Below are 24,168 nucleotides of genomic sequence, written 5' to 3'. Positions count from 1 at the left end.
ACAGACGCGCCATCGCGCGCTAAGCTCGCGGCCATTCGCTGCAACCACGAGTCGTCATGCCTATTCTCGCGCTTCCCTTTCCGATGATCGACCCGGTTCTGGTCGAGCTCGGACCGCTGCCCATACGCTGGTATGCGCTCGCCTATATCGCCGGGCTCGCGCTCGGCTGGCTCTATGCGCGCCGGCTCGTCTCGCGCGAGCATTTGTGGGGAAAGGTCGCGCATCCCTCGCGCGAGAGTCTCGACGATTTGCTCGTCTATGTCGCGCTCGGCGTCATCATCGGCGGGCGGCTCGGCCATGTGCTCTTCTATGAGCGCGCCTTCTATTTCGCGCATCCAGAAGAGATCATCAAAACCTGGAAAGGCGGAATGGCCTTTCACGGCGGGCTGATCGGCGCGATCGTGGCCATGACGCTGTTCGCATGGCGTGAGAAGATTCTCGCTCTCACCGTCGCCGATATTTGCGCGACCGTCGCGCCGATCGGCATTTTCTTCGGCCGCCTCGCCAATTTCATCAAGCCGGAGATGTGGGGCCGCGAGAGCGATGTTCCTTGGGCCATGGTGTTTCCCGGCGCCGGCGATGCGCCTCGCCACCCGAGCCAGCTCTATGAGGCGGGGCTCGAGGGCGTCGCGCTCTATATTCTGCTCGCCATCGCCGCGCAGCGCGGCGCGCTGAAGCGGCCGGGCCTCGCCACCGGGCTCTTCGGCGTCGGCTATGGCGCGGCGCGCATCGTCAGTGAATTCTTTCGCGAGCCCGATCCGCTGTCGGAGGCGCTGGACAATGGCCTCACAATGGGCATGGCGCTTTCGGCGCCGATGATCGCGATCGGCGCGGGATTGATCCTCTACGCGCTGCGCCCGCAGAGAGTCGAAGCATGAGCGCTCTGCGCCAAGACATCGTCGAGCTCATCGCGCAAGAGGGGCCGATCACGCTCGAGCGTTACATGACGCTCGCGCTGTCGCATCCCACCAAGGGCTATTACACGACGCGCGATCCCTTCGGCGCCGGCGGCGATTTCATCACTGCGCCGGAGATCAGCCAAATGTTCGGCGAGCTCATCGGCCTTTTCGCGCAAGAGGCGTGGCGCGCCGCGCGCTCGCCCTCGCCGCTGCGGCTCGTCGAGCTCGGTCCGGGCCGCGGCACGCTGATGGCGGATGCGCTGCGCGTCGCGCGCATCGCGCCGGATTTTCTGTCCGCGCTGGATGTTCATCTCGTCGAGATGAGCCCTGTGCTCGAGGCGCGGCAGCGGCAGACGCTCGCCAATGCGCCGGCGCAAGTCTCCTGGAGCGCGGATGTCGCGCGCATTCCAGACGGGCCGGCGATCATCATCGCCAATGAGTTTTTCGACGCGCTGCCGGTGCGTCATTTCGTGCAGACGGAGCGCGGCTGGAGCGAGCGCCTCGTCGGTCTGGACGAGAGCGGCGCGTTGGCGTTCGGCGTCGGCGAGGGCGTCGAGCCCGATCTCACCGTCGCGGCGCCGGAAGGCTCGATCATAGAGATCGGCGCGATCGGCGCGCGCATCATGCGCGATATCGCCGCGCGTCTCGTCGCGCAAGGCGGAGTGCTGCTCGTCATCGATTATGGCTATACGCAGACGGCGCTGGGCGAGACATTGCAGGCCGTGTCGCGCCACGCCTATGTCGATCCGCTGGAGGCGCCGGGCGAGGCCGATTTGACCACCCATGTCGATTTCGCGGCGCTCGCCCGCGCGGCGACGGCGGCCGGCGCCAAAGTGCAAGGGCCGGTGACGCAGGGCGCGTTTCTGCGCCAGCTCGGCGTCGTCGAGCGCGCCGAAGCCTTGAAGAAACGCGCGACCTCAGAGCAGCGCGCCGAGATCGACATTGCGCTCGCGCGTCTCATCGGCGCCGGCGATCCCAAGCGCGACATGGGCGAATTGTTCAAGGTCATCGCCGTGACGCATCCCGACATGCCGCTTCTGCCAGGGTTTTTCCAATGACCGAGACGATGGAGGAGCCGGCCGCGCTCGGCGCCGGCAATCTCGCTCTGCCGGGCGTGCGGCACGCTTTCTTCACGCGCGCCGGCGGCGTGTCGGAGGGCGTTTACGCTTCGCTCAATGGCGGCGTCGGCTCCAGCGATGAGTCCGCGCGCGTCGCCGAGAATCGCGCGCGCATGGCGCGGCGGCTGGGCGCGCAGGCGCATCGTCTGCTCGTGGCCTATCAAATTCATTCGCGCGACGCGCTTTACGTCTCCGAGCCTTGGGCGGAGGCCGAGCGGCCGCGCTGCGACGGGCTTGTCACCGATGTGGTCGGGCTGGCGCTCGGCGTCACCGGCGCCGATTGCGGCATGCTGCTCTTCGCCGACGCGCGCGCCGGCGTCATCGGCGCCTGCCACGCGGGATGGAAGGGCGCGCTCACCGGCATGATCGAGGCGACGATCGCTCTGATGGAGACGCGCGGCGCGCATCGCGCCGACATTCATGTCGCGCTCGGCCCGGCGATCGGCCGCGAGAGCTATGAGGTGGGCGGCGAGTTCGTCGAGCGTTTCCTCGCCGAGGACGCCGGTTTTGCGCGCTTCTTCACGCCTTCGACGCGCGACGGGCATTCCATGTTCGATCTGCCCGCTTTCATCACGCGGCGCGTCGAAGCGGCAAATGTGGCTTCTTTCGAGAATTTGCGCATCGACACTTATGCGGACGAGGCGCGCTGCTTCAGCTACCGCCGCAGCGTGCATCGCAAGGAGCCGGACTATGGGCGGCTGGTGTCGGCGATCGCGATCGGGTGAGGGGCGTCATCGCTACGCCTGTTAGTCAGAAGCAGGCTTTTTTCGTAAGGATTCGAGTTCCGCGCGGCAGACTTTTTCCAATGGTTGGAGGTCGCTCTGCGCGAGCTTCCACAGGATGGCTGCGGCGACTGTCTCGTAGCTGTGCCGGAGCACATTGCCGATGCCGGCCACCTTGCGCCAGGGAATTTCTGGATGACGCGCTTTCAGCTCATCATCGAGATGCCGGCTGGCTTCGGAAATGATCTCGACGCCGCGTTCGACGAGCCATTGTCGTCGCCAATCGGCTTCGAAATCGTCGAGCGAGGCCTCGGCCATGCACTCATGAATATGCTCTATCGCTTCGATGATGTCCTGCAGGCACGGAACATTCGATGGGATCGCCATCAGAACACACGCAACGCGGTTACTTCGATCCGTTCCCGCAACGCCTTGTGCAAGCTGTCGCGAGTCATGATGTCGACTGGGGTCCCGAGAAGGTCGCGCGCATAATCCTTTAGGTCCATCAGTTCGAAAAGGCCGAGCTCGCCTTTTCGATAGTCGAAAAACAAATCGACATCCGATGTCGAGCCGGCTTCGTCGCGAGCGGTGGAGCCGAACAAATAGAGACTGAGCACACCGAGCCGCCGCAACTCGGCTTCATGCGCTCTCAGTCGTTCCATGGCCTCGTCGCGTCTCATGGCTCTCGCTATAGGCTCACGCCCGCGCCTTCTCCATCAAATCGACGAAGCGCGCGAAGAGATAATGGCTGTCCTGCGGGCCGGGGGAGGCCTCGGGGTGGTGCTGCACCGAGAAGGCGGGGCGATCAGCCAGCGCAATGCCGCAATTGGAGCCGTCGAACAGCGAGCGATGCGTCTCGGCGACATTGGCCGGCAGGCTGTCGCGATCCACGGCGAAGCCATGGTTCATCGAGACGATCTCCACCTTGCCGGTGGTGAAATCCTTCACCGGATGATTGGCGCCGTGATGGCCCTGCGGCATTTTCTGCGTCTTCGCGCCGACGGCGAGCGCCATCATCTGATGGCCGAGGCAAATGCCGAAGGTGGGGATTTTCGCCGCCAAGAGCTCGCGAATGGTGGGCACGGCGTATTTGCCGGTCTCGGCCGGATCGCCCGGCCCGTTTGAGAGAAACACGCCATCGGGCGAAAGCGCGAGAATCTCTTGCGCGCTGGTCGTCGCCGGCACGACGATCACCTCGCAGCCCGCCTCGGCCAGCAGCCGCAGAATATTGCGCTTCACGCCATAATCCACGGCGACGACGCGGAGCTTCGCGCCCTCGCGCTTGCCATAGCCGGAGGCTTGCCGCCAGACGGTCTCGTCCCACTCATAGCGCGCGGGCGCGGTGACGGAGGGCACGAGATCCATGCCATCAATGCCCGGCCAGGCGGCGGCCTCGGCGCGCAGCGCTGCGAGGTCGAACACGCCGTCCGGCGCGAAGGCGATGACGGCGTTCTGCATGCCCTTCTCGCGGATCAGCGCCGTCAGCGCGCGCGTGTCCAGGCCGCAGAGGCCGATGATTCCACGTGCGGCGAGCCATTCGCCGAGCGGCCGCAGCGCGCGATAATTGGACGGGTCGCTCGACGGCGCCGCGACAATGACGCCGCGCACGCCGGAGCGACTGTCGAGATCGACGGTCTCGACATCTTCGTCATTGACGCCGACATTGCCGATATGCGGAAAGGTGAAGGTGACGATCTGCCCGGCGTAGGAAGGATCGGTGAGGATTTCCTGATAGCCGGTCATGGCGGTGTTGAAGCAGACCTCGCCGACGGCCGAGCCCACGGAGCCGAAGCCGAAGCCGAAAATCGCCTCGCCGCTGGCGAGGACCAGAACCCCCGTGTGGACCGGAACCGTCCAACCCGTCGCTGCGTCTTGATCCGGGCTCATCCGCGCTCTATGCCTCACCCTCATCCGCCGGCGCGCCGCCATCGGGCGCCCGCCATCCCTCGAAAAATCTAGATTGCCGCGATCCCTTCGGATCGCAAGCACGTCTAGAACATTTCACTGCGAAGTGGAAATACAATGCGCGAACGTTTCACGGCCGACCTCAAGGCGGCGATGAAGAGCGGCGAAAAGCAGAAGGTCGAGACGATCCGCATGATCACCGCGGGGCTCAAGGATCGCGACATCGAAGCGCGCGCCACGGGCAAGACGCTGGGCGACGACGATATTCTCGCTCTGCTGCAGAAAATGGTGAAGAGCCGCCAGGAATCGGTGGAAATCTACGAGAAGGGCGGCCGCCCCGAGCTCGCCGAGAAGGAGCGCGCCGAGATCGCCGTGATCGCGGAATATCTACCCCAGCAGCTCGGCGAGGCCGAGGTCGCCGAGGCGATAAAGGCCGCCATCGCCGAGACCGGCGCCGCCTCGATCAAGGATATGGGCAAGGTCGTCGCCGCGCTCAAGGCGAAATACACGGGCCGCATCGATTTCGGCAAGGCGAGCGCGGCAGTGAAGGCGGCGCTCGGCGGCTGAGGGCGTCCCGAGTTGAGCGCGCGCCCTTCCTTCTCCCGCAGGGCGGGAGAAGGTGGCCCTCGCGCCAGGAGGGTCGGATGAGGGCCAGCCCCGTCGTGCGGAATGACCGAACGCCGATGATGACGAGGGACCGCGAGAGGTCGGGGGCCCTCATCCGACCCGGCTACGCCGGGCCACCTTCTCCCGCAAGCGGGAGAAGGAAGACTCACTCCGCTGGTTCGGCCACGCGCGTCTCGTAATTCAGCACCGGCGCGAGCCAGCGCTCGATCTCGGCGGTGGAGACACCCTTGCGCACGGCGTAATCCTCCGCCTGATCGCGCTCCACTTTGGCGACGCCGAAATAATGCGCCTGCGGATGCGCGAAATAGAGTCCGCTGACCGATGAGGCCGGCGTCATGGCGTAGCTCTCCGTCAGCATGACGCCGGTGCGCTTCGTCGCCTCCAGCAGGCTGAACAGCGTCGCCTTCTCGGTATGGTCGGGCTGCGCCGGATAGCCGGGCGCCGGGCGAATGCCGCGATAATCCTCGCCGATCAGCTGCTCCGGCGTCAGCGTCTCATCCGCCGCATAGGCCCAGAACTCCCGGCGCACGCGCGCATGCATGCGCTCGGCGAAGGCTTCGGCGAGGCGATCGGCCAGCGCCTTCACCATGATCGCGCCATAATCGTCATTGGCGCGAGCGAAGCGCTCGGAAATCTTCGCCTCCTGCGCGCCGGCGGTGACGACGAAGGCGCCGAGGTAATCGGCCTTGCCGGAGTCCTCCGGCGCGACGAAATCGGCGAGCGCGACATTGGGCTTGCCGTCGCGGCGCGTGAGCTGCTGGCGCAGCGTGTGCAGCGTCGCGAGCCTTTCGACGCGGCCCTCGCCCGTATAGAGCGCGATATCGTCGCCCACGGCGTTGGCGGGCCAGAAGCCGATGACGGCCTTGGGATTGAACCAGCGCTCTTCGACGATGCGCGTCAGCATCGCCTGCGCATCCTCGAGCAATTGCCGCGCCGCCGGGCCGCGCTCGGGATCGTCGAGCAGAGCGGGATAACGGCCCTTGAACTCCCATGTCTGGAAGAAGGGCGTCCAATCGATATAGGGAACCAGCTCCGCGACATCATAGGAAGCGAAGACGCGCGCGCCGAGGAAGGTCGGCTTGGGCGGCGCATAGGCGGCCCAATCGATCTTCAACGCATTGGCGCGCGCGGCGGCGAGCGAAACGCGCTGCTTGTCCGCTTGAGCGCGCGCATGGGCGTCGGCGACCTTCTCATATTCCTCGCGCGTCTTGGCGACATATTCGGCGCGCGAAGCCTGCGACATCAGCGCCTGGGCGACGCCCACGGCGCGCGAGGCGTCGGTCACATAGACCGCCTGGCCCTTGGTGTAATTGGGGCTGATCTTCACCGCCGTATGCACGCGGCTCGTCGTTGCGCCGCCGATGAGCAGCGGCGCGTCGAAACCTTCGCGCTCCAGCTCCGAGGCGACGAAGCACATTTCGTCGAGCGAAGGCGTGATGAGGCCGGAGAGGCCGATGATATCGACCTTTTCGGCTTTTGCCGTCTCGAGAATCTTGGCGGTCGGAACCATCACGCCGAGATCGATGATCTCGAAATTATTGCAGCCGAGCACGACGCCGACGATATTCTTGCCGATGTCGTGAACATCGCCCTTCACCGTCGCGAGAAGAATCTTGCCGGCGGTGGAGCGCGTCTCCTTGTTCTCCTCCATGAAGGGCAGGAGATGCGCCACGGCCTGCTTCATCACGCGCGCCGATTTCACCACTTGCGGCAGGAACATTTTGCCCTGGCCGAAGAGATCGCCGACGACATTCATGCCGGCCATCAGCGGACCTTCGATCACATCGAGCGGACGCGCGCTCGAGAGGCGCGCCTCTTCCACATCCTGCTCGATATAATCGGCGACGCCATTGACCAGCGCATATTCCAAACGCTTCTCGACGCTCGCTTCGCGCCACGCGGCGTCCTTCTCCGCCGCTTTGGCGCCCGCGCCTTTGAAGCGCTCGGCCATTTCGACGAGGCGTTCTGTCGCGTCGGGACGACGATTGAGCACGACGTCTTCGCAGGCTTCGCGCAGCTCGGGGTCGATCTTCTCATAGACGGCGAGCTGGCCGGCGTTGACGATGCCCATATCCATCCCCGCCGCAATGGCGTGATAGAGGAAGACGGAGTGCATCGCCTCGCGCACCGGCTCATTGCCGCGGAAGGAGAAGGAGAGGTTCGACACGCCGCCGGAGACATGCGCATGCGGCAGCGTCGTCTTGATCGCGCGCGCCGCGTCGATGAAATCGACGCCGTAATTGCTGTGTTCCTCGATGCCGGTCGCGACGGCGAATATGTTGGGATCGAAGATGATGTCCTGCGGCGCAAAGCCCACTTCCTGCGTGAGAATCTTATAGGCGCGGCCGGAGATTTCCACCTTGCGCGCGAAAGTGTCGGCCTGGCCGGCCTCGTCGAAGGCCATCACGACGACGGCGGCGCCATAGCGCTTCACCTTGGTCGCCGCCTCGATGAATTTCTCCTCGCCTTCCTTCAGCGAGATGGAGTTGACGACGCCCTTGCCCTGCAGACATTGCAGGCCGGCCTCGATCACCTCGAATTTCGACGAATCCACCATCACCGGCACGCGCGCTATGTCGGGCTCGGCGGCGAGGAGATTCAAGAACTCGACCATCGCCTTTTTGGAATCGAGCAGGCCTTCGTCCATATTGACGTCGATGACCTGCGCGCCATTGGCGACCTGATCGCGCGCCACATCCAGCGCCGCGGCGTAATCGCCGGCGGTGATGAGCTTGCGGAACTTCGCCGAGCCGGTGACATTTGTGCGCTCGCCGACATTGACGAAGGGAATGTCCTTGGTCAGCGTGAAAGGCTCGAGGCCGGCGAGGCGCAGCAGCGGCGCGATCGTCGGAACAGCGCGCGGCGCGACGCCCTTCACGGCGCCGGCGATGGCGGCGATATGCGGCGGCGTCGTGCCGCAGCAGCCGCCGACGACATTGACGAGGCCGGATTTGGCGAATTCGCCGACCAGCTCGGCCATATATTCCGGGCTCTCGTCATAGAGGCCGAATTCATTGGGCAGGCCGGCGTTGGGGAAGGCGCAGATGCGCGTGTCGGCGATGCGCGAAACCTCGGCGATGTGCTGGCGCATCTCGCGCGCGCCGAGCGCGCAATTGAAGCCGATGGAGAAGGGCTTCGCGTGCTGAATCGAGTTCCAGAAGGCGGCGGCCGTCTGGCCGGAGAGCGTGCGGCCGGAGAGATCGGTGATGGTGCCGGAGATCATCACCGGAAAGCGCGTGCCGACCTTCTCGAAAGCGTCCTCCACCGCATAGATCGCCGCCTTGGCGTTCAGCGTGTCGAAGATCGTCTCGATCAGGAGAATATCGGCGCCGCCCTCCAACAGGCCGAGCGCCTCCTCGAGATAGGCGGCGCGCAGATCGTCGAAAGTGACGGCGCGAAAGCCGGGATTGGAGACGTCCGGCGAGATGGAGGCGGTGCGATTGGTCGGCCCCATGGAGCCGGCGACGAAGCGCGGCACGCCCGTCTCGCGCGCGACTTCGTCGGCCGCGGCGCGGGCGAGGCGCGCGCCTTCGTAATTGAGCTCATAGACGATATGCTCGAGCCCGTAATCGGCCTGCGCGATAGAGGTGCAGGAGAAAGTGTTGGTCTCGATGATGTCGGCGCCCGCTTCGAGATAGGCGCGATGAATCGCCTTGATCGCCGCCGGCTGCGTCAGCGTCAGCAGGTCGTTGTCGCCGCGCAAATCCTTCGCATGATCCTTGAAGCGCTCGCCGCGAAAATCGGCCTCGGTGAATTTATGGCGCTGGATCATCGTGCCCATGGCGCCGTCGAGCACGAGAATGCGCTCGCTCGCCGCCTTCTCGAGCGCCGCCTGAATCTTCGGTCCGTGGGTCTTGTCGAAACTCATGCTGCGGCTTTCTCGGTGACGGGGCGCACGCCCAGAAGATGACAGATCGCGAAGACGAGATCGGCGCGATTATTGGTGTAGAAGTGGAATTCTCTCACGCCGTTCTCGGCGAGGCCGAGAACCTGCTCGGCGGCGACCGCGGCGGCGATGAGCCGGCGCGTGACGGGATCATCGTCCAATCCCTCGAAGCGATGCGCGAGCCAATCGGGCACGCTCGCGCCCGCCTTGCGCGCGAAATTCGCGGTCTGCTTGAAGTTCTGCACCGGCATGATGCCGGGCACGATCGGAATCTTTATGCCTCGCGCGCGCGCCTTGTCGAGAAAACGGAAATAGACGTCGTTCTCGAAGAAGAATTGCGTGATGGCGCGGGTCGCGCCGGCGTCGATCTTGGCCTCGAGAGCATCGAGATCGTCGTCGATCGTGCGGCTCTCGGGATGGCCTTCGGGATAGGTGGAGACGGAGATCTCGAAATCGCCGATGGCGCGAATGCCGCGCACCAATTCGGTGGAGCTGCGATAGCCTTGCTGATGCGGCTCGAAACGCGTGCCGACGCCGGTCGGCGGATCGCCGCGCAACGCCACGATATGGCGGACGCCAGCGTTCCAATAATCGCGCACGATCTCGTCGATCTCGGCGCGCGCGGCGGAGACGCAGGTCAGATGCGCGGCGGGCAGTATGTCGGTCTCGGCGGCGAGGCGCGCGACGATATTATGCGTGCGCTCGCGCGTGGAGCCGCCGGCGCCGTAAGTGACGGAGACGAATTTGGGCTTCAAAGGCGCGAGTCGCGCGATCGAATCCCAGAGCTGCGCCTCCATCTCCGGCGTCTTCGGCGGGAAGAATTCGTAAGAAATATCGAAATGGCCCGGAGGCCACAGGCTGCGATTGTCGGACATCATGCGGTCTCGAAGCTGGCTTTGGGCAAGGGATCGGCGATGACGCGAGGATCTTGCGCCAGCCACAGGGATACGGTGAGCTTCGCGCCGTCGTCGGCGGAAGGCGCGAGGTCGCGATGACGCAGAATCTCCAGGCCGGCCTGCTCCAGCAGATGAGTGACCTCCTGCTGCGAGAAGCCGAGGCGGCGATGCGCATGCTCGTCGCGCAAGGTCTCCTCACGATGCGGCGCGAAATCGACGACCAGCAGACGGCCGCCGGGCGCGAGCGTGCGCGCCGCCTCGCGCAGCGCGCGGCCGGGATCGTCGAGATAATGCAGAACCTGATGCACGATGACGAGATCGCAGCTGTTGCGCTCTATCGGCAGCGCATACATGTCGCCCTGGCGCAGCTGCACATTGCGCGCGCCGGCTTTTTCCAGCCGTCCGCGCGCGACGCCGAGCATTGCGGAGGAGAGATCGACGCCAATGGCCTGCTCCGCCTGCGGCGCGAACAGCTCCAGCATGCGGCCGGCGCCGGCGCCGAGATCGAGCAGGCGGCGCAGCGGCGACTCGCCCACCGCCTCGCGCATGGCGGCCTCCACCTGCGCCTCCGGCACATGCAGCGAGCGAATGGCGTCCCATTCGGGCGCATGCTCGGCGAAATAGCGGGCGGCGGCGTCGGCGCGGGCCTGCCGCACCTCGGCGAGCCGAGCGCGGTCGCCGGCGACGCGCGGGTCCAGCGGATCGAGCCAGGAGACGACGCTACGGGCGATCTCGCCGGGCGCGTCGGCGGAGGCGAGGCGGAAGAAGGCCCAGGCCCCTTCGCGGCGGCGCTCCACCAGCCCGGCCTCCACCAGAAGCTTCAAATGGCGGGACACGCGCGGCTGCGACTGGCCGAGAATGGCCACGGCCTCGCTCACCGTCAGCTCCGTCTCGGCCAGCAGGCCGAGCAGGCGCAGACGCGTCTCCTCGCCCGCCGCATTGAGGGCGGCGAGCGCGGGCTCGAGAAGAAGAGGTCGCCTCACATCGGTCATTTCGCGTCGGCCACGGGCTTCGCTGATTAGATATAAAGATATCTATATGCGTCGTCTCATGGGAAATCAAGACGCGCCCGGCCGTGCGGCCGAGCTGGAAATGCGCGCCGGCGGCCATAGATGAGACCGCGTTGGGGTGAGCATGTGGCGTCGTCTCGGACAAACGTCTCGGAACTCGGAGCGGCTTCCCGACGCCGCTTATGTCGAGCTCGTCGACATGGTCGTCCGCCCGGTGTTTCCGGTCGTCTTCATGGGCGTCGCCTTGGCGTGCGTCGGCTTGCTGCTCGCCTCGCGCAAGCAGGACATCGCGCTTCTCGTCCTGGCGCTCGCCGCCCTTGTGGTGAATGTCGCCAGCGTCCTCATGATTCTCGCCTATCGTCGCCGCACGGCGTCGGCGACCATTCTCGCCGATGAAGCGCGGGTCTGGGAGCGCCGCTTCGCCATCGGGCTCTATTCCTTCGCAGCGCTGCTCGGCGCGATCAATGGGCGAGGGCTGTTCTCCCAGCACCCGGTCGATTCGGCTCTGGTGCCGATGCTGACCTCGGGCATGGCCTTCGTCTTCGCCGGCGGCGTGCTCTCCAATGTCGCCTTTCGACCGCGACTATGCGGCATCGCCATCGCTCTGTCGGCGACGCCGACCATCGTCGGCTGCCTCGATCGCGCGACGCAGGCGACAGACATTCACGTCGCCGCCGGCTTCACCTTGCAGGCGCTGCTGCTGACCGGCTTCGCTCTCGCCGGGCTCGGCTGGGCCTCCGTGACCTACGAGGGCGCGGTCCGGCAAATCGTCTCCAAGCTCGATTTCGCTATAATGGCGCGGCGCGACGATCTGACCGGCCTCGCCAATCGCGTGGCGTTGCGCGACCAGTTCGAGGCGGCCGTCGCCGGACTGATCGGGGAGGGCGGTCTTCTGGCGATTCTCTGCCTCGATCTCGACCGATTCAAAGCCGTCAACGACGCCTATGGCCATTCGACAGGCGACGCGCTGCTGCGCGCCGCGGCGAGCCGTCTGGCGTCGGCGGTCAGACGGGAGGATACGGCGGCGCGGCTCGGCGGCGACGAATTCGTCGTGCTGCAGACCGAGCTTCGGAGGCCGGACGAGGCGCTCGTGCTCGCCCATCGCATCATCCGCTCCCTCAGCGCGCCTTATGAGATCGAGGGGCGGCGCATTCAGATCGGCGTCAGCATAGGCGTCGCCATCGCGCCGCGCGATGGTTGGGCGCTCGACGACCTCACAGCGCGGGCCGACGCGGCGCTCTACAGCATGAAACGGGGCGGGCGGGGCGGCGTCGCCTTTTGGGGCGAGGACCTGCCGCCGGCGCCTGCCGCCAACGCCGGATAATGGCGAGTTCGGGCGCCGAAAGCCGCGGCGCCGCCGCCCCGGCGGAATGCGTCATGCGGCAATTTCCGGCAAATGGCCGAGCTTTTCGGCGCGCGCGATTGACAGGCCGCCGAGTGCATAAGCTAATCGCCCGTCGCCGCTTTCCCGGCGTCGCCCCGAGGAGGCGAAGCAGCTCCCGTGTCGATCAAGGTCGCGCTCCACCATCTCACCCATTACAAATATGACCGGCCGGTCGCGCTCGGGCCGCAGGTGATCCGGCTGCGGCCGGCCCCGCATTGCCGCACCCGCGTGCCGAGCTATTCGCTCAAGATCGCGCCCGCCAATCATTTCATCAACTGGCAGCAGGACCCGCACGGCAATTGGCTCGCGCGCCTCGTCTTTCCAGAGAAGGCGGAGGAGTTTCGCGTCGAGGTCGATCTCCATGCCGAGATCGCGGTCTACAATCCCTTCGACTTCTTCGTCGAGCCTTATGCCGAGACCTTCCCCTTCGCCTATCCAGAGGAGCTGCGCGCCGAGCTCGCCTCCTGCCTCGAGGTGGAGCCGCTCGGGCCGCTGGCCGAGGCCTTCGTCGAGAGCGTGCGTCCGCGCGAAGACATCCGGCTGATCCCTTTCCTCGTCGAGCTCAACGCCCGCCTGCAGCGCGACATTCGCTATGTCATCCGCATGGAGCCCGGCGTGCAGACGCCGGACGAGACGCTCACGGCCGGCACGGGCTCCTGCCGCGATTCGGCCTGGCTGCTCGTGCAGGTTCTGCGCAGCCTCGGCCTCGCGGCGCGTTTCGTCTCCGGCTATCTCATCCAGCTGAAGGCGGACGTCGATCCGATCGAGGGACCGACCGGAACCGATAAGGACTTCACCGATCTGCACGCCTGGGCCGAGCTCTATGTTCCCGGCGCCGGCTGGATCGGCATGGACGCCACCTCTGGCCTCTTCTGCGGCGAGGGGCATCTGCCCTTGTGCAGCGCGCCGCATTATCGCTCCGCCGCGCCGCTCTCCGGCGTCGTCGAGCCGGCGGAGGTCGATTTCGGCTTCGAGATGTGGGTGCAGCGCATTCGCGAGGCGCCGCGCATCACCGCGCCTTTCTCGGACGAATCCTGGAGCCGGCTGGACGCTCTCGGCGAGACGGTCGATGCGGATTTGCAGGCGCAGGACGTGCGCCTCACCATGGGCGGCGAGCCGACCTTCGTCTCCATCGACGATTTCCAGGCGCCGGAATGGACGACCGCCGCCGTCGGTCCCACCAAGCGCGCCCGCGCCGACGATCTCGTGCGGCGCCTGCACGAACGTTTCGCCAAAGGCGGCTTCCTGCATTACGGGCAGGGCAAATGGTATCCGGGCGAGAGCCTGCCGCGCTGGGCTTTCGCCATTTATTGGCGCAAGGACGGCAAGCCGGTGTGGCGCGATCCCGAGCTGGTGACGCGCATCGGCTCGACTCAAATCCCGACGATTCAGCAGGGCGAGGAATTCGTCGTCGATCTCTCCGAGCGTCTGGGGCTCGGCCGGCGCTATGTGATCCCGGCCTTCGAGGACCCCTCTCATTGGCTGCTGAAGGAGGGCTCGCTCCCCGTCAATGTCGATCCGCTCGATTCGAAGATCGACGACGCGGAGGAGCGCGCCCGCATGTTGCGCGCCTTCGAGCGCGGCCTGTCCAAGCCCGCGGGCTTCGTTCTGCCCGTGCAGCGCTGGAACGCCCGCGCCGAGCGGCGCTGGGTGTCGGAGCGCTGGCCGCTGCGGCGCGGACGGCTCTTTCTCGCGCCGGGCGATTCGCCGATCGGCCTGCGCCTGCCGATCAACTCGCTGCCGTGGATTCCGCCGAGCGCCTATCCCTATAGCTGGCAGCAGGACCCGAGCGAGCCGCGCGCGCCGCTGCCCGATCCCGCGCAATTCCAGCAGATCTACGAGAGCAGCGCGCTCTATGATCGTCAGGAGCAGAGCGAGCAATTCATCGTGGAAGGCGCGGTGCGCACCGCCCTGGCCGTCGAGCCGCGCGACGGCGTGCTCTGCGTCTTCATGCCGCCGGTCTCGACGCTCGAGGATTATCTCGAGCTGCTGACCGCGGTGGAGGCGACCGCCAAGGCGATGAATCTTCCGGTGCACATCGAGGGCTATCCGCCGCCGGTCGATCCGCGCCTCGAGGTCATCAAGGTCACGCCGGACCCTGGCGTCATCGAGGTGAACATCCATCCGGGCGACACATGGCGCGACGCCGTCGCCACCACCACGGGCCTCTATGAGGACGCCCGGCAGGCGCGGCTCACCGCCGACAAATTCCTGATCGACGGCCGCCAGACCGGTTCCGGCGGCGGCAATCATGTCGTGCTCGGCGGCCGCACGCCTTTCGATTCGCCCTTCCTGCGCCGGCCGGACCTATTGAAGAGCCTCGTGCTCTATTGGCAGCGCCATCCGTCGCTCTCCTATCTCTTCTCGGGCCTCTTCATCGGTCCGACGAGCCAGGCGCCGCGGCTCGACGAGGCGCGTCACGATTCGCTCTATGAGATGGAGATCGCGCTCGCCAATGTGCCGGAGGCGGGGACGACGAATTTCCCGCCCTGGATCGTCGATCGCCTGTTCCGCAATCTGCTCGTCGACGTCACCGGCAACACGCATCGCGCCGAAATCTGCATCGACAAGCTCTTTTCGCCGGACAGTCCGACCGGGCGGCTCGGCCTCGTCGAGTTCCGCTCTTTCGAGATGCCGCCGGACGCGCGCATGAGCCTCGCGCAGCAATTGCTGCTGCGCGCGCTCGTCGCCTGGTTCTGGCGCGAGCCGCAGCGGGGCGGGCTGGTGCGCTGGGGAACGGCGCTGCACGACCGCTTCATGCTGCCGCATTTCGTGTGGCGCGATTTCCTCGACGTGCTCGGCGATCTCAAAGGGGCGGGCTACGCTTTCGAGCCGGAATGGTTCGAGGCGCAGAAGGAGTTCCGCTGCCCGCTCGCCGGCCGCGTCGAGCATGGCGGGGTGGAGCTCGAGATTCGGCAGGCGCTGGAGCCCTGGCATGTGCTGGGCGAGGAAGGCGTCGCCGGCGGCACCGCGCGATTCGTCGATTCCTCGGTGGAGCGCGTCGAGGTGAAGGCCAAGGGCTTCGTGCCCGGCCGCCATGTCATCGCCTGCAACGGCCGCCGCGTCCCCATGACCAGCGCCGGCGCCTCGGGGGAGGCGGTGGCGGGCGTGCGCTTCAAGGCGTGGCAGCCGGCCTCCGGCATGCATCCGACCATTCCCGTCCACTCGCCGCTGACCTTCGACGTCATAGACAGCTGGAGTGAGCGCTCGCTCGGGGGCTGCGTCTATCACACGGCGCATCCGGGCGGTCGCAACTACGATACGTTTCCGGTAAACTCGCATGAGGCGGAGGCTCGCAGGCTGGCGCGGTTCCAGGATCACGGCCATACGCCCGGCAGGGTGAGGCCGCCGCGCGAGGAGCCGGCGGGAGAGTTCCCGCTGACTTTGGACCTGCGGAGGAGTTGTGCCGGCTGAGCGGACGATCGATGCGAGCACGGGAGAAGCGGCGCGCCGCGTCGCCGCCTGGATCGCCCGTTATGCGCCGCCGAAGGGCGTGCCGGACGAGCTGGTCGGCCCGGACGGACGCGTGCGTCCGCATTGGGCGAGCCTGCTCGACACGCTGGGAGGCCTCAGCCGCGAGGATATAGACGATCGTTTCGCCGCCGCCGGACGTCGCATCCGCGACATGGGCGTCTCCTATCGCGTGCTCGGCGAAAACAAAGAGCGCACCTGGCCGCTGAGCCGGCTGCCGCTGCTGCTGCCGCAGGCCGAATGGCGGGAGATCGCCGCGGGCGTCGCCCAGCGCGCGGAACTGCTCGACATGGTGCTGCGCGACGCCTATGGCGAGCAGCGCCTCGTCAAGGAGGGCGCGCTGCCGGCGGCGGTCATCGCCGGCTCGCCGGATTACATCCGCCCGATGAGCGGCGCGACGCCGCCGGGCGGACGCTGGCTGCGCTTCTACGCGGCCGAGATCGGCCGCGGCCCGGACGGGCGCTGGTGGGTGCTGGGCGATCGCGCCCAGGCGCCTTCGGGCGCCGGCTATTCGCTGGAGAATCGGCTGGTGATGGCGCGCACCTTCCCGCGCCTCTATCGCGACATGAAGGTCGAGCGCCTCGCGCCCTTCTTCCGCGATTTCCGCGGCGCCCTCGCCAAGGCCGCGCAGCAGAAGGACCCGCGCATCTGCCTGCTGACGCCCGGCCCGTTCAGCGAATCCTATTCCGAGCAGGTGAGCCTCGCGCGCTATCTCGGCTTTCTTCTGGTCGAGGGCGCCGATCTCGTCACCAGCGAGCGCAAGCTGCATGTGCGCACCATCGCCGGGCTGAAGCGCGTCGACGTGGTGTGGCGCAGGGTCGACGCCGATTGGTGCGATCCGCTGGAGCTGAACGCCGCCTCGCAGCTCGGCGTGCCGGGCCTGCTCGACACGATCCGCGAGGGCAATGTCACCATCGCCAACATGCCGGGCGCGGGCCTCATCGAATCGCGCGCTCTGCTCTCCTTTCTGCCGGCCATCGCCCGCCGGCTGCTCGGCGAGGATTTGCGCCTCGCCAATATCGCGACATGGTGGTGCGGCCAGGACGAGGCGCGCGACGCCGTGCTCGCCTCGCTGGAGGACCGCGCGGTCGCGCCGGCCTTCGGCGAGCATCTCGCCGGCTTTCCCGGCCGCCGCGTGGCGCTGGGCGCCGAGTTCGACGCCGCCGAGCGGGCGCGCCTCACCGAGGCGATGCGCGCCCGCGGCATGGATTATGTCGGCCAGGAGGTCGTGCAGCTCTCGACGACGCCGGTCTGGCAGGATGGCGCGCTGGTTCCGCGCCCCTTTGCGCTGCGCGTCTTCGCCGCCGCCACGGCGGATGGCTGGCGCGTGATGCCGGGCGGCTTCTGCCGCGTGTCGGATCGTCTCGATGTGCGCGCCATCTCCATGGGGGCGGGGGCGCAATCGGCCGATGTCTGGGTGCTGGGCGATCGGCCGACCGACAATTCCACCCTGCTGCCGACGAGCGACGATGTGGAGATCGTCCGCATGGTCGGCGATCTGCCGAGCCGCGCCGCCGACAATCTCTTCTGGATGGGCCGCTATTTCGAGCGCGCCGAGGCGACGCTGCGGCTGGTGCGCTCGCTCTGCAATCGCCTCACCGAGGCGGACGCCCCCAATTACAGCGGCCGCCAGCCGATCGAGCGGCTGGAGCGTATGCTGCTCGCCTGGGGCGCCGCGCCGACGCGCGACCCGCGCCTCTCGGCGGCCGAGCTCGCTCTGGCGGCCGCCGGCGGAACCGAGACGGCGGGCTCCGCCCTCTCCATCGCCCGCGCGGCCAAGCACGCCGCCTCCATCGTGCGCGAGCGCCTGTCGCAGGACATTTGGCATCTCGTCCGCCTGCTGGAGGCGCGGCTCGACGATTTCTCACAAGGCCCCGCCTCGGAGCCGGAAGTGCTCGAGGGCGTCGAGCAATCGCTGCATGTGCTGGCGGCGCTCTCCGGCCTCATCGATGAGAATTTCAACCGTGTCGCCGGCTGGTGCTTCCTCGATCTCGGCAAGCGGGTCGAGCGGGCGATCAACGCCTGCCGCTTCTCTCGCCAATTCGCCGACGAGGGCGCGACCATCGACAGTCTCGACACTCTGCTCGAGCTGATCGATTCGCAGATCACCTATCGCTCGCGCTATCTCGCCGGCGCCGCTCTCGCGCCCGTGCTCGATATGGCGGTGCTCGATCCTTATAATCCGCGCTCGGTCGGCTTTCAGGTGGCCAAGATCGAGGAGCATCTCTCCTCTCTGCCGACCCTGCGTCACGACGGATTGCTGGAGGCGCCGCGCCGTCTCGCGGTGAAATTGCGCGCCGAGATCGAGGTGGCGAACGCCGCCGATCTCGACGCCGCCAAAATCTTCGCCATAGAGCAGCGCTTGATGAGCCTTGCGGATGCGCTCGCCTCCCGCTACTTCCTGCAGGGCTCCAATGCGGCGCATTTCGAAGAGCCGATCCGGTTAGCGTGATCTACGACATCACCCATGTGACCACCTACAGCTACGAGGCGCCCGTCGCCGCGGCGCGCTGCGCTTTGCGCCTATTGCCGCGCGACGACGCCGGTCAGCGCGTCGTCTTCGGCCGCATCGACATCACGCCTTCGCCGCACGATTGGCGCGAGCGCGTCGATTTCTACGGCAATCGCGTCGCCGAGGCGCAGCTCGACGCCCCCCATGTGAAGCTCGGCATCGCAATGAGCGCGCGCGTGCGCGTCGAGCGCGCCGCCCCGCCGCAGGAGGCGCTGACGCCGCCTTGGGAGGTCGTGCGCGCAGAGGCGCTGGAGACGCCCTCGCTCGGACCCGACGCGCCGGCGCATTTCATCTTTCCGAGCCGGCTCGCGCCGCTCTATGAGCCCGCGACCGCCTATGCGCGCGAGAGCTTTCCGCCCGGCCGGCCGATGCTGGCCGGCGCGGTCGAGCTGATGCGGCGCATCCATCGCGATTTTCTCTACGATCCCAACGCCACCCATGTCGCAATGCCGCTGGCGCAGGCCTTCGACAAGCGCAGCGGCGTCTGCCAGGATTTCACCCACATCATGATCGCGGCGCTGCGCGGGCTCGGCCTGCCGGCGGCCTATGTCAGCGGCTATATCCGCACCATTCCGCCGCCCGGCGGCGCCAAGCTCGAGGGGGCCGACGCCTCCCACGCCTGGATTTCCGTCTGGTGCGGGCGCGAGTTCGGCTGGCTCGGCGTCGATCCGACCAACGCCATTCTGGCTTTGAACGACCATGTCGTCATCGCGCGAGGCCGCGATTACGCCGATGTCTCGCCGATCGACGGCGTGATTTTCGCCGCCGGCAAGCAGAAGCTCGATGTGCGCGTCAGCGTCACGCCGATAGAAGAGGCCGCCTGAGCAGCCGGTCTATCCTCGTCAGCTCCGAATGATGCAGCAGCAGCACCTCGTTGGAGGCGGCGAGCTGCACGGCGCTCGCCGTATAGCCCTTTGTGGCGACGACGATTCCGCGCTCGGCCTCCTCATGGGCGATGGCGGCGACGATCTCCTGCACGGCCCTGTTGCCGACCGGCTTCGAATATTTCTTGCACTGGACGACGATCCTGCGCCCGCGCTTCTCCGCCACGATATCGACGCCCTGATCGCCGCTGAGCCGCGTGACCCGCGCGCTCCATCTCGCCTCGCGCAGCAGGGCGGCGCAGAAATGCTCGTAATCCTCCGGGCTCATCGCCTCGCTATATTGCGGAAAGGCGATCTCCTCATAGGCGAGCACGGCGAGATGCAATACGCCGACAAAGGCGAGCGCCATCGCCACGGCGCCGGCGACATGCGGCCAGAGCCAGCCCGCGGCGGCGGCGCAGACGATGATGAAGGCGAGGCATCGTCTCTTTCTGCTGCGCGTCATCGCTGTCGAGATCGCCTTTCGCCGAAAGGGGCTGCGCCGTGATGCAAGGCGACAAAGGTTAATTTGCCGCGAAGAAGCCGCCCCCGCTCACGCCCTGCGACCCCCTCGCTCTGGACATGGCGCGCCATCCGAACCAAAGTGAGCCGGCTCCTGCACCGCACAAAGCCTTGGACGCCGCCTTGCCTTTCGCGCATCCCTTCATCGTCGCCCGCGATCCGCTCGCCCCGCCGCCGGGGCTCGAGGGGGCGGTCGTCGCCATCGGCAATTTCGACGGGCTGCATCGCGGCCATCGCGGCGTCATCGCCCATGCGCAGGCTCTGGCGCAAAAGCTCGGCAAGCCCTGCGCGCTGCTCACTTTCGAGCCGCATCCGGCCGATTGCTTCGCCGGAAAATCGATCATCTTCCGGCTGACGCCGCCGGACGCCAAGGCCGCGCTGCTCGCCCGCCTCGGCCTCGACGGAATGGTGATCCTCACCTTCGACAAGGATTTCGCCGCCCGTCCGCCGCAGGAGTTCACCGAGGAGATTCTTCGTAACAGGCTCGGCGTCTCTGCGGCGATCGCGGGCTATGATTTCTGCTTCGGGGCCAAGCGCGCCGGCAATCCCGAGTTTCTGCGCGCCGAGGGCGAGCGGCTGGGCTTCATTGTCGAGATCGTGCCGCGAATCACGCAGGACGAGGCCGGCAGCCTCGAGGCGGTCTCCTCCACCGCGACGCGCGAGGCGCTCGCCGCCGGCGACGTCGCGCTGGCGACCAAGCTGCTCGGCCATCCTTATTTCGTCGAGGGCGTCGTGACCCGCGGCCGCCAGCTCGGCCGCACGCTCGGCTTTCCGACCGCCAATATCGCGCTGGACCCCTCCAGCAAGCTGCGCCACGGCATTTACGCGGTGACGCTGGAAGTGGACGGCGTGCTGCGCGAGGGCGTCGCCAATTTCGGCCGTCGCCCGACGGTGGAGGCGGAGGGCGCGCCGCTGCTCGAGGTTTTCGTCTTCGATTTCGACGGCGATCTCTACGGCAAGACGGTGGAGGTCGCCTTCATCGGCTTCATCCGCGGCGAGGCGAAATTCCCCTCGCTCGACGCGCTCACGGCGCAAATGCGCGAGGACGCGGCGAAGGCGCGGGAGATTCTCGCTCTGAGGCACACAGAGCCCTCATCCTGAGGCGCTTTTTGCGCAGCAAAAAGCCTCGAAGGATGCTCCAGAAGGCAGTTGCTCCGACCCTTCGAGACGCCGGCTGCGCCGGCTCCTCAGGGTGAGGGGCTGGTTCTTATCGCCCCAGCAGAGCGGCGAGAATCGTCTCGAATTCTTGCCCGAGCGGGCCGGTCGCGGGCGGCTTGCCGGCGCGCGCGTACCAATAGGCGGCGTTGCCGAGATCGCCTTCCGCGCGATGCAGAAACGCATGCACCCACATTGCGTCCGCCTCGCCGGACGTATCGACGCATTTATGCGCGCCGTCCCAGTCGCCTTTGGCGTTTTTCCACAGCGCGAGCAGCGGCGGCGAGAGGGCAGGGGGCGTCGCGGCGGCGAGGGAGGCGTGGAATTGGGCGGGGGTCATGGGGCCGACGCGGGCTCGGGGCGCCGCTCCTGCGAAAGGGCGGAAGCCGGCTCGGGAAAGGCGGCGAACGCCACGATGCATGCGGCGACTCCGCAAGCGGCGATAGCGGCGATCATCGGCAGCGCGGCGCCATTGGCTGTCGCGCCGACGATGAAGGAGGCGAATGTTCCGGCGCCGAATTGCAGCGCTCCGAGCAGCGCCGAGGCCGTGCCGGAAATCGCGCCATAGGATTCGAGCGCCATGACGCTGCAGATCGGCATGACGACAGCCCTGGCTGCGATGATGATGAAGAGCGACACGGCGAGGGTGATGAGACTCGCGCCGCCGGCCGTTTCGACCGCCGCCAGCAAGACGGCCGTCGCCGCATAGATCACGACAGAGGCGCGTACGATCGTTTGCGGCTGGAAACGGCCCATCAGCCACGGCGCGGTCTGCGCGGCCGCCATCAGGCCGATGGAGTTGACGGCGAAGACAGCGCTATAGGCGGCGGGCGTCAGGCCATGCAGCGAAATGAAGACAAAGGAGGAGCCGGCGAGATAGGCGAAAAATCCAGCCTGCGAGAATGCCGTCACCGCCACATAAGGGAGAAAGCGGCGGCTGACGAGAAGATGCGCGTAGTTTCGGGCGGCGTCGAGCGGGCGGCTGGCGGCGCGAAGCTCTTCCATGCGCGTCTCCGGCAATGCGATCCACACCAGGACGAGATCGGCGACGCCGAAAAGCGCCAGCGCGCCGAACAGAGCCTGCCATGGCGCGACGGCGATGATCGCCGAGCCCAACAGAGGCGCGACAATCGGCGCGACGCCGAAGACGAGCATCATCATCGCGACGAGCTTGGCGGCCGTTTGCCCGGTATACATGTCGCGCACAATGGCGAGGCCCATCACCATGCCGGCCGAGCCGCCGAGCCCATGGATGAAGCGCCAGGCGGAGAGCTGCTCGGCCGTCGCGGCGGTGATGCTGCCGATGGAGCCGATGATGAACAAGAGGAGCCCGGCATAGATGACCGGCTTGCGGCCGATGGAATCGGAAATCGGGCCGTAGAAGAGCTGGCCGATCATGAGGCCGGCGAAGAAGGACATGAGGCTGAACTGCACCTGTCCTTCACCGATATTCAGACCCGCCGCGATCTGCGGCATGGCCGGCAGATACATATCGATCGACAGCGGCCCGAGAGCGCCGAGCGCTCCGAGAATGGGCGCGATGCGCCTGGAAGATGTGTCTTGCATGAGGGGAGTTTCACCTGTTCGTTCGGCGCTCTTTTTGCGTTTGCGCCGGGTTCGAAGGCTCAAGGATTGGATCGAGCCGAAGTTTGAAGATGAAGGATCGTTCATATTTTGATCGATCTAAGATATATCTTTACGTCGGCGGCGGTCAAGCCCTTCACTCGACCCCCTACCGCGGCGCCCCGAACGCCTGCTATCTCTCCGACATGACACTCATCTACAAGCTCCTCCCCGCTTCCCTCTGGCGTGAGGCCGAGGCGGCGGGCGTTTTCGCCGGCGCCGGGATCGATCTTGCCGACGGCTACATTCATTTCTCGACGCGCGCGCAGGTCGAGGAGACGGCGGCGCGCTATTTCAACGGCGTCGCCGATCTTCTGCTCGTCGCGGTCGAGGCCGAGCCTCTGGGCGATGTGCTGAAATGGGAGCCCTCCCGCGGCGGCGATCTTTTCCCCCATCTCTACGGAACGCTGCCGGTTGAGCGCGTCGCAAAGGTCTCGGCGCCGCCGATGCGCGCGGATGGCGGCCATGATTTCGCGGGGCTGCTCGAATGATCGAGGTGTTCTTCGGCGATCTCGCCACCGCGCTGTTTCGCCGCCTGCCGCCGGAGACGGCGCATCAGGCGACGATCGTCGCTCTGCAGCTGATGCCGGCGCCGAAGCCCCTGCGCGACGATCCGCGCCTCGCGGTCAGCGCCTTCGGCCTCGACTTTCCCAATCCGATCGGACTCGCCGCCGGCTTCGACAAAAACGCCGAAGTCCCGGACGCCATGCTGGCCATGGGCTTCGGCTTCGCGGAGGTCGGCACGCTGACGCCGCGTCCGCAGGCCGGCAACGCCCGTCCGCGCGTGTTCCGGCTGGCCGAGGATCGCGGAATCGTCAATCGCTACGGCTTCAACAATGTCGGCCATACGCTCGCCTTTGAGCGGCTGCTCGCCCGACGCACGCGCGGCGGCATCGTCGGCGTGAACATCGGCGCCAATAAGGACGCCGCCGACCGCATCGCCGATTATGAGCGCGGCATTGCGGCCTTTTCCGAGCTGGCGAGCTATTTCACCGTCAATGTCTCCTCGCCCAACACGCCCGGCCTGCGCGATCTGCAGGAGAAGACCGCGCTCTCCGAGCTGTTGGCGCGCGTGCTTTCGGCGCGCGAGCGGGCCAAGCGCCGGCGCCCCGTATTGTTGAAGATCGCGCCGGATCTTTCGCTCGAGCAGCTGGACGATGTGGTGAGCGTCGCGCGCGCGAGAGAGATCGACGGAATGATCGTCTCCAACACGACGCTGGCGCGGCCGCAGACTTTGGCCTCGCCTTTCGCGAAAGAGGCGGGCGGGCTCTCGGGCGCGCCGCTCTTCGATCTCTCGACGAAAATGCTCGCCGAGACGTTTCTGCGCGTCGAGGGGCAGTTTCCGCTCATCGGCGTCGGCGGCGTCGATTCGGCGGCGGCGGCGCTCGCCAAGATCGAGGCGGGGGCGAGCCTGGTGCAGCTCTATAGCGCGCTCGTCTATGAGGGGCCGGGGCTGGTCGGGCGCATCAAGAGCGGGATTTTGGAGACGCTGGAGCGCGAGGGCGTGACGCTGGCGACGCTGGTCGGACGGCGGGCGCGCGCGAAGTAGCGGGATAGCGGGCATTCCCGCGCCGA

General features: G+C 66.8%; 20 protein-coding genes. 11 read left to right on the top strand and 9 right to left on the bottom strand.

The genetic code is table 11. The features are described 5' to 3' along the window. Positions 1 to 56 precede the first annotated feature (56 nt). From lgt to pgeF, 3 genes are read left to right on the top strand one after another with little or no spacing between them, the layout of a single operon-like run. Positions 57 to 878: a prolipoprotein diacylglyceryl transferase gene (gene lgt / locus GYH34_RS17760; protein ID WP_161914711.1), complete on the top strand. Its 822-nt coding sequence runs from the start codon at positions 57 to 59 to the stop codon at positions 876 to 878. Further along, positions 875 to 1,957 carry an SAM-dependent methyltransferase gene (locus GYH34_RS17755; RefSeq protein WP_161914710.1) on the top strand — a complete coding sequence of 361 codons (1,083 nt, stop codon included), beginning with the start codon at positions 875 to 877 and terminating at the stop codon, positions 1,955 to 1,957. Before lgt ends, GYH34_RS17755 begins: the two co-directional genes overlap by 4 nt. After that, positions 1,954 to 2,742 (top strand): peptidoglycan editing factor PgeF, encoded by a 789-nt coding sequence (pgeF, locus tag GYH34_RS17750; protein WP_161914709.1) that lies wholly within the window; start codon positions 1,954 to 1,956, stop codon positions 2,740 to 2,742. The genes GYH34_RS17755 and pgeF overlap by 4 nt, the downstream gene beginning before the upstream one ends. A 21-nt stretch (positions 2,743 to 2,763) precedes the next feature. Here the strand turns inward: pgeF and GYH34_RS17745 are convergent, their stop codons facing one another. Genes GYH34_RS17745 through carA form a run of 3 tightly spaced genes read right to left on the bottom strand, consistent with a single transcriptional unit; the run spans position 2,764 to position 4,626 of the window. Then, positions 2,764 to 3,126, bottom strand: coding sequence for a HepT-like ribonuclease domain-containing protein (locus tag GYH34_RS17745; RefSeq protein ID WP_161914708.1), 363 nt, complete (start codon positions 3,124 to 3,126; stop codon positions 2,764 to 2,766). Continuing rightward, positions 3,126 to 3,419 (bottom strand): nucleotidyltransferase family protein, encoded by a 294-nt coding sequence (locus GYH34_RS17740; protein ID WP_108917704.1) that lies wholly within the window; start codon positions 3,417 to 3,419, stop codon positions 3,126 to 3,128. The genes GYH34_RS17745 and GYH34_RS17740 overlap by 1 nt, the downstream gene beginning before the upstream one ends. 16 nt (positions 3,420 to 3,435) lie before the next feature. Continuing rightward, the gene (gene carA, locus GYH34_RS17735) at positions 3,436 to 4,626 is read right to left on the bottom strand and encodes a glutamine-hydrolyzing carbamoyl-phosphate synthase small subunit (protein ID WP_161914707.1); all 1,191 of its coding nucleotides are present in this window, start codon (positions 4,624 to 4,626) and stop codon (positions 3,436 to 3,438) included. A gap of 135 nt (positions 4,627 to 4,761) precedes the next feature. Here carA and GYH34_RS17730 point away from each other — a divergent pair, with 135 nt between their 5' ends. Beyond that, a complete protein-coding gene (locus GYH34_RS17730) occupies positions 4,762 to 5,211 on the top strand; it encodes a GatB/YqeY domain-containing protein (RefSeq protein WP_108917703.1) in 450 nt (149 codons plus the stop codon). 205 nt (positions 5,212 to 5,416) lie between these two features. Here the strand turns inward: GYH34_RS17730 and metH are convergent, their stop codons facing one another. From metH to GYH34_RS17715, 3 genes are read right to left on the bottom strand one after another with little or no spacing between them, the layout of a single operon-like run. Then, positions 5,417 to 9,139 (bottom strand): methionine synthase, encoded by a 3,723-nt coding sequence (metH, locus tag GYH34_RS17725; RefSeq protein WP_161914706.1) that lies wholly within the window; start codon positions 9,137 to 9,139, stop codon positions 5,417 to 5,419. Further along, positions 9,136 to 10,032 (bottom strand): methylenetetrahydrofolate reductase [NAD(P)H], encoded by an 897-nt coding sequence (gene metF, locus GYH34_RS17720; protein WP_161915079.1) that lies wholly within the window; start codon positions 10,030 to 10,032, stop codon positions 9,136 to 9,138. The genes metH and metF overlap by 4 nt, the downstream gene beginning before the upstream one ends. Then, entirely contained in the window at positions 10,032 to 11,045 is a 1,014-nt protein-coding gene (locus GYH34_RS17715) for a metalloregulator ArsR/SmtB family transcription factor (RefSeq protein ID WP_161914705.1), read from the bottom strand. The genes metF and GYH34_RS17715 overlap by 1 nt, the downstream gene beginning before the upstream one ends. 142 nt (positions 11,046 to 11,187) lie before the next feature. Between GYH34_RS17715 and GYH34_RS17710 the strand changes: the two genes are divergently transcribed. The 4 genes from GYH34_RS17710 to GYH34_RS17695 all read left to right on the top strand — a co-directional run bounded on the left by GYH34_RS17710 (position 11,188) and on the right by GYH34_RS17695 (position 19,254). Continuing rightward, positions 11,188 to 12,387 (top strand): GGDEF domain-containing protein, encoded by a 1,200-nt coding sequence (locus tag GYH34_RS17710; protein ID WP_161914704.1) that lies wholly within the window; start codon positions 11,188 to 11,190, stop codon positions 12,385 to 12,387. 177 nt (positions 12,388 to 12,564) lie between these two features. Continuing rightward, positions 12,565 to 15,861, top strand: coding sequence for a transglutaminase family protein (locus GYH34_RS17705; protein ID WP_161914703.1), 3,297 nt, complete (start codon positions 12,565 to 12,567; stop codon positions 15,859 to 15,861). After that, positions 15,851 to 18,370: a circularly permuted type 2 ATP-grasp protein gene (locus GYH34_RS17700; protein WP_161914702.1), complete on the top strand. Its 2,520-nt coding sequence runs from the start codon at positions 15,851 to 15,853 to the stop codon at positions 18,368 to 18,370. The genes GYH34_RS17705 and GYH34_RS17700 overlap by 11 nt, the downstream gene beginning before the upstream one ends. Beyond that, positions 18,367 to 19,254, top strand: coding sequence for a transglutaminase family protein (locus tag GYH34_RS17695; protein ID WP_161914701.1), 888 nt, complete (start codon positions 18,367 to 18,369; stop codon positions 19,252 to 19,254). The genes GYH34_RS17700 and GYH34_RS17695 overlap by 4 nt, the downstream gene beginning before the upstream one ends. On the opposite strand, the gene GYH34_RS17690 is transcribed toward GYH34_RS17695, so the two are convergent. After that, positions 19,229 to 19,759, bottom strand: coding sequence for a restriction endonuclease (locus tag GYH34_RS17690; protein WP_161914700.1), 531 nt, complete (start codon positions 19,757 to 19,759; stop codon positions 19,229 to 19,231). The two genes, GYH34_RS17695 and GYH34_RS17690, sit on opposite strands and share 26 nt — an antisense overlap. Before the next feature lie 167 nt (positions 19,760 to 19,926). On the opposite strand from GYH34_RS17690, the gene GYH34_RS17685 reads away from it, so the two are divergent. Further along, the gene (locus GYH34_RS17685) at positions 19,927 to 20,916 is read left to right on the top strand and encodes a bifunctional riboflavin kinase/FAD synthetase (protein ID WP_161914699.1); all 990 of its coding nucleotides are present in this window, start codon (positions 19,927 to 19,929) and stop codon (positions 20,914 to 20,916) included. A gap of 106 nt (positions 20,917 to 21,022) precedes the next feature. Here the strand turns inward: GYH34_RS17685 and GYH34_RS17680 are convergent, their stop codons facing one another. Together GYH34_RS17680 and GYH34_RS17675 are read right to left on the bottom strand one after the other, a co-directional pair. Next, a complete protein-coding gene (locus GYH34_RS17680; protein ID WP_161914698.1) occupies positions 21,023 to 21,310 on the bottom strand; it encodes a hypothetical protein in 288 nt (95 codons plus the stop codon). Continuing rightward, complete coding sequence (locus GYH34_RS17675) at positions 21,307 to 22,536, bottom strand: multidrug effflux MFS transporter (protein ID WP_161914697.1); 1,230 nt, start codon at positions 22,534 to 22,536, stop codon at positions 21,307 to 21,309. Before GYH34_RS17675 ends, GYH34_RS17680 begins: the two co-directional genes overlap by 4 nt. Before the next feature lie 203 nt (positions 22,537 to 22,739). Here GYH34_RS17675 and GYH34_RS17670 point away from each other — a divergent pair, with 203 nt between their 5' ends. Continuing rightward, on the top strand, positions 22,740 to 23,084 hold the full coding sequence (locus GYH34_RS17670; RefSeq protein ID WP_161914696.1) for a DUF952 domain-containing protein: 345 nt from the start codon (positions 22,740 to 22,742) through the stop codon (positions 23,082 to 23,084). Next, positions 23,081 to 24,142, top strand: coding sequence for a quinone-dependent dihydroorotate dehydrogenase (locus GYH34_RS17665; protein ID WP_161914695.1), 1,062 nt, complete (start codon positions 23,081 to 23,083; stop codon positions 24,140 to 24,142). Before GYH34_RS17670 ends, GYH34_RS17665 begins: the two co-directional genes overlap by 4 nt. The last annotated feature ends 26 nt before the right edge of the window (positions 24,143 to 24,168 follow it).

It is taken from the genome of Methylosinus sp. C49, assembly GCF_009936375.1.
Lineage (GTDB): Bacteria > Pseudomonadota > Alphaproteobacteria > Rhizobiales > Beijerinckiaceae > Methylosinus.
Note: the sequence above shows the minus strand (reverse complement) of the source record. Positions and strands in the feature narration are given on the sequence as shown.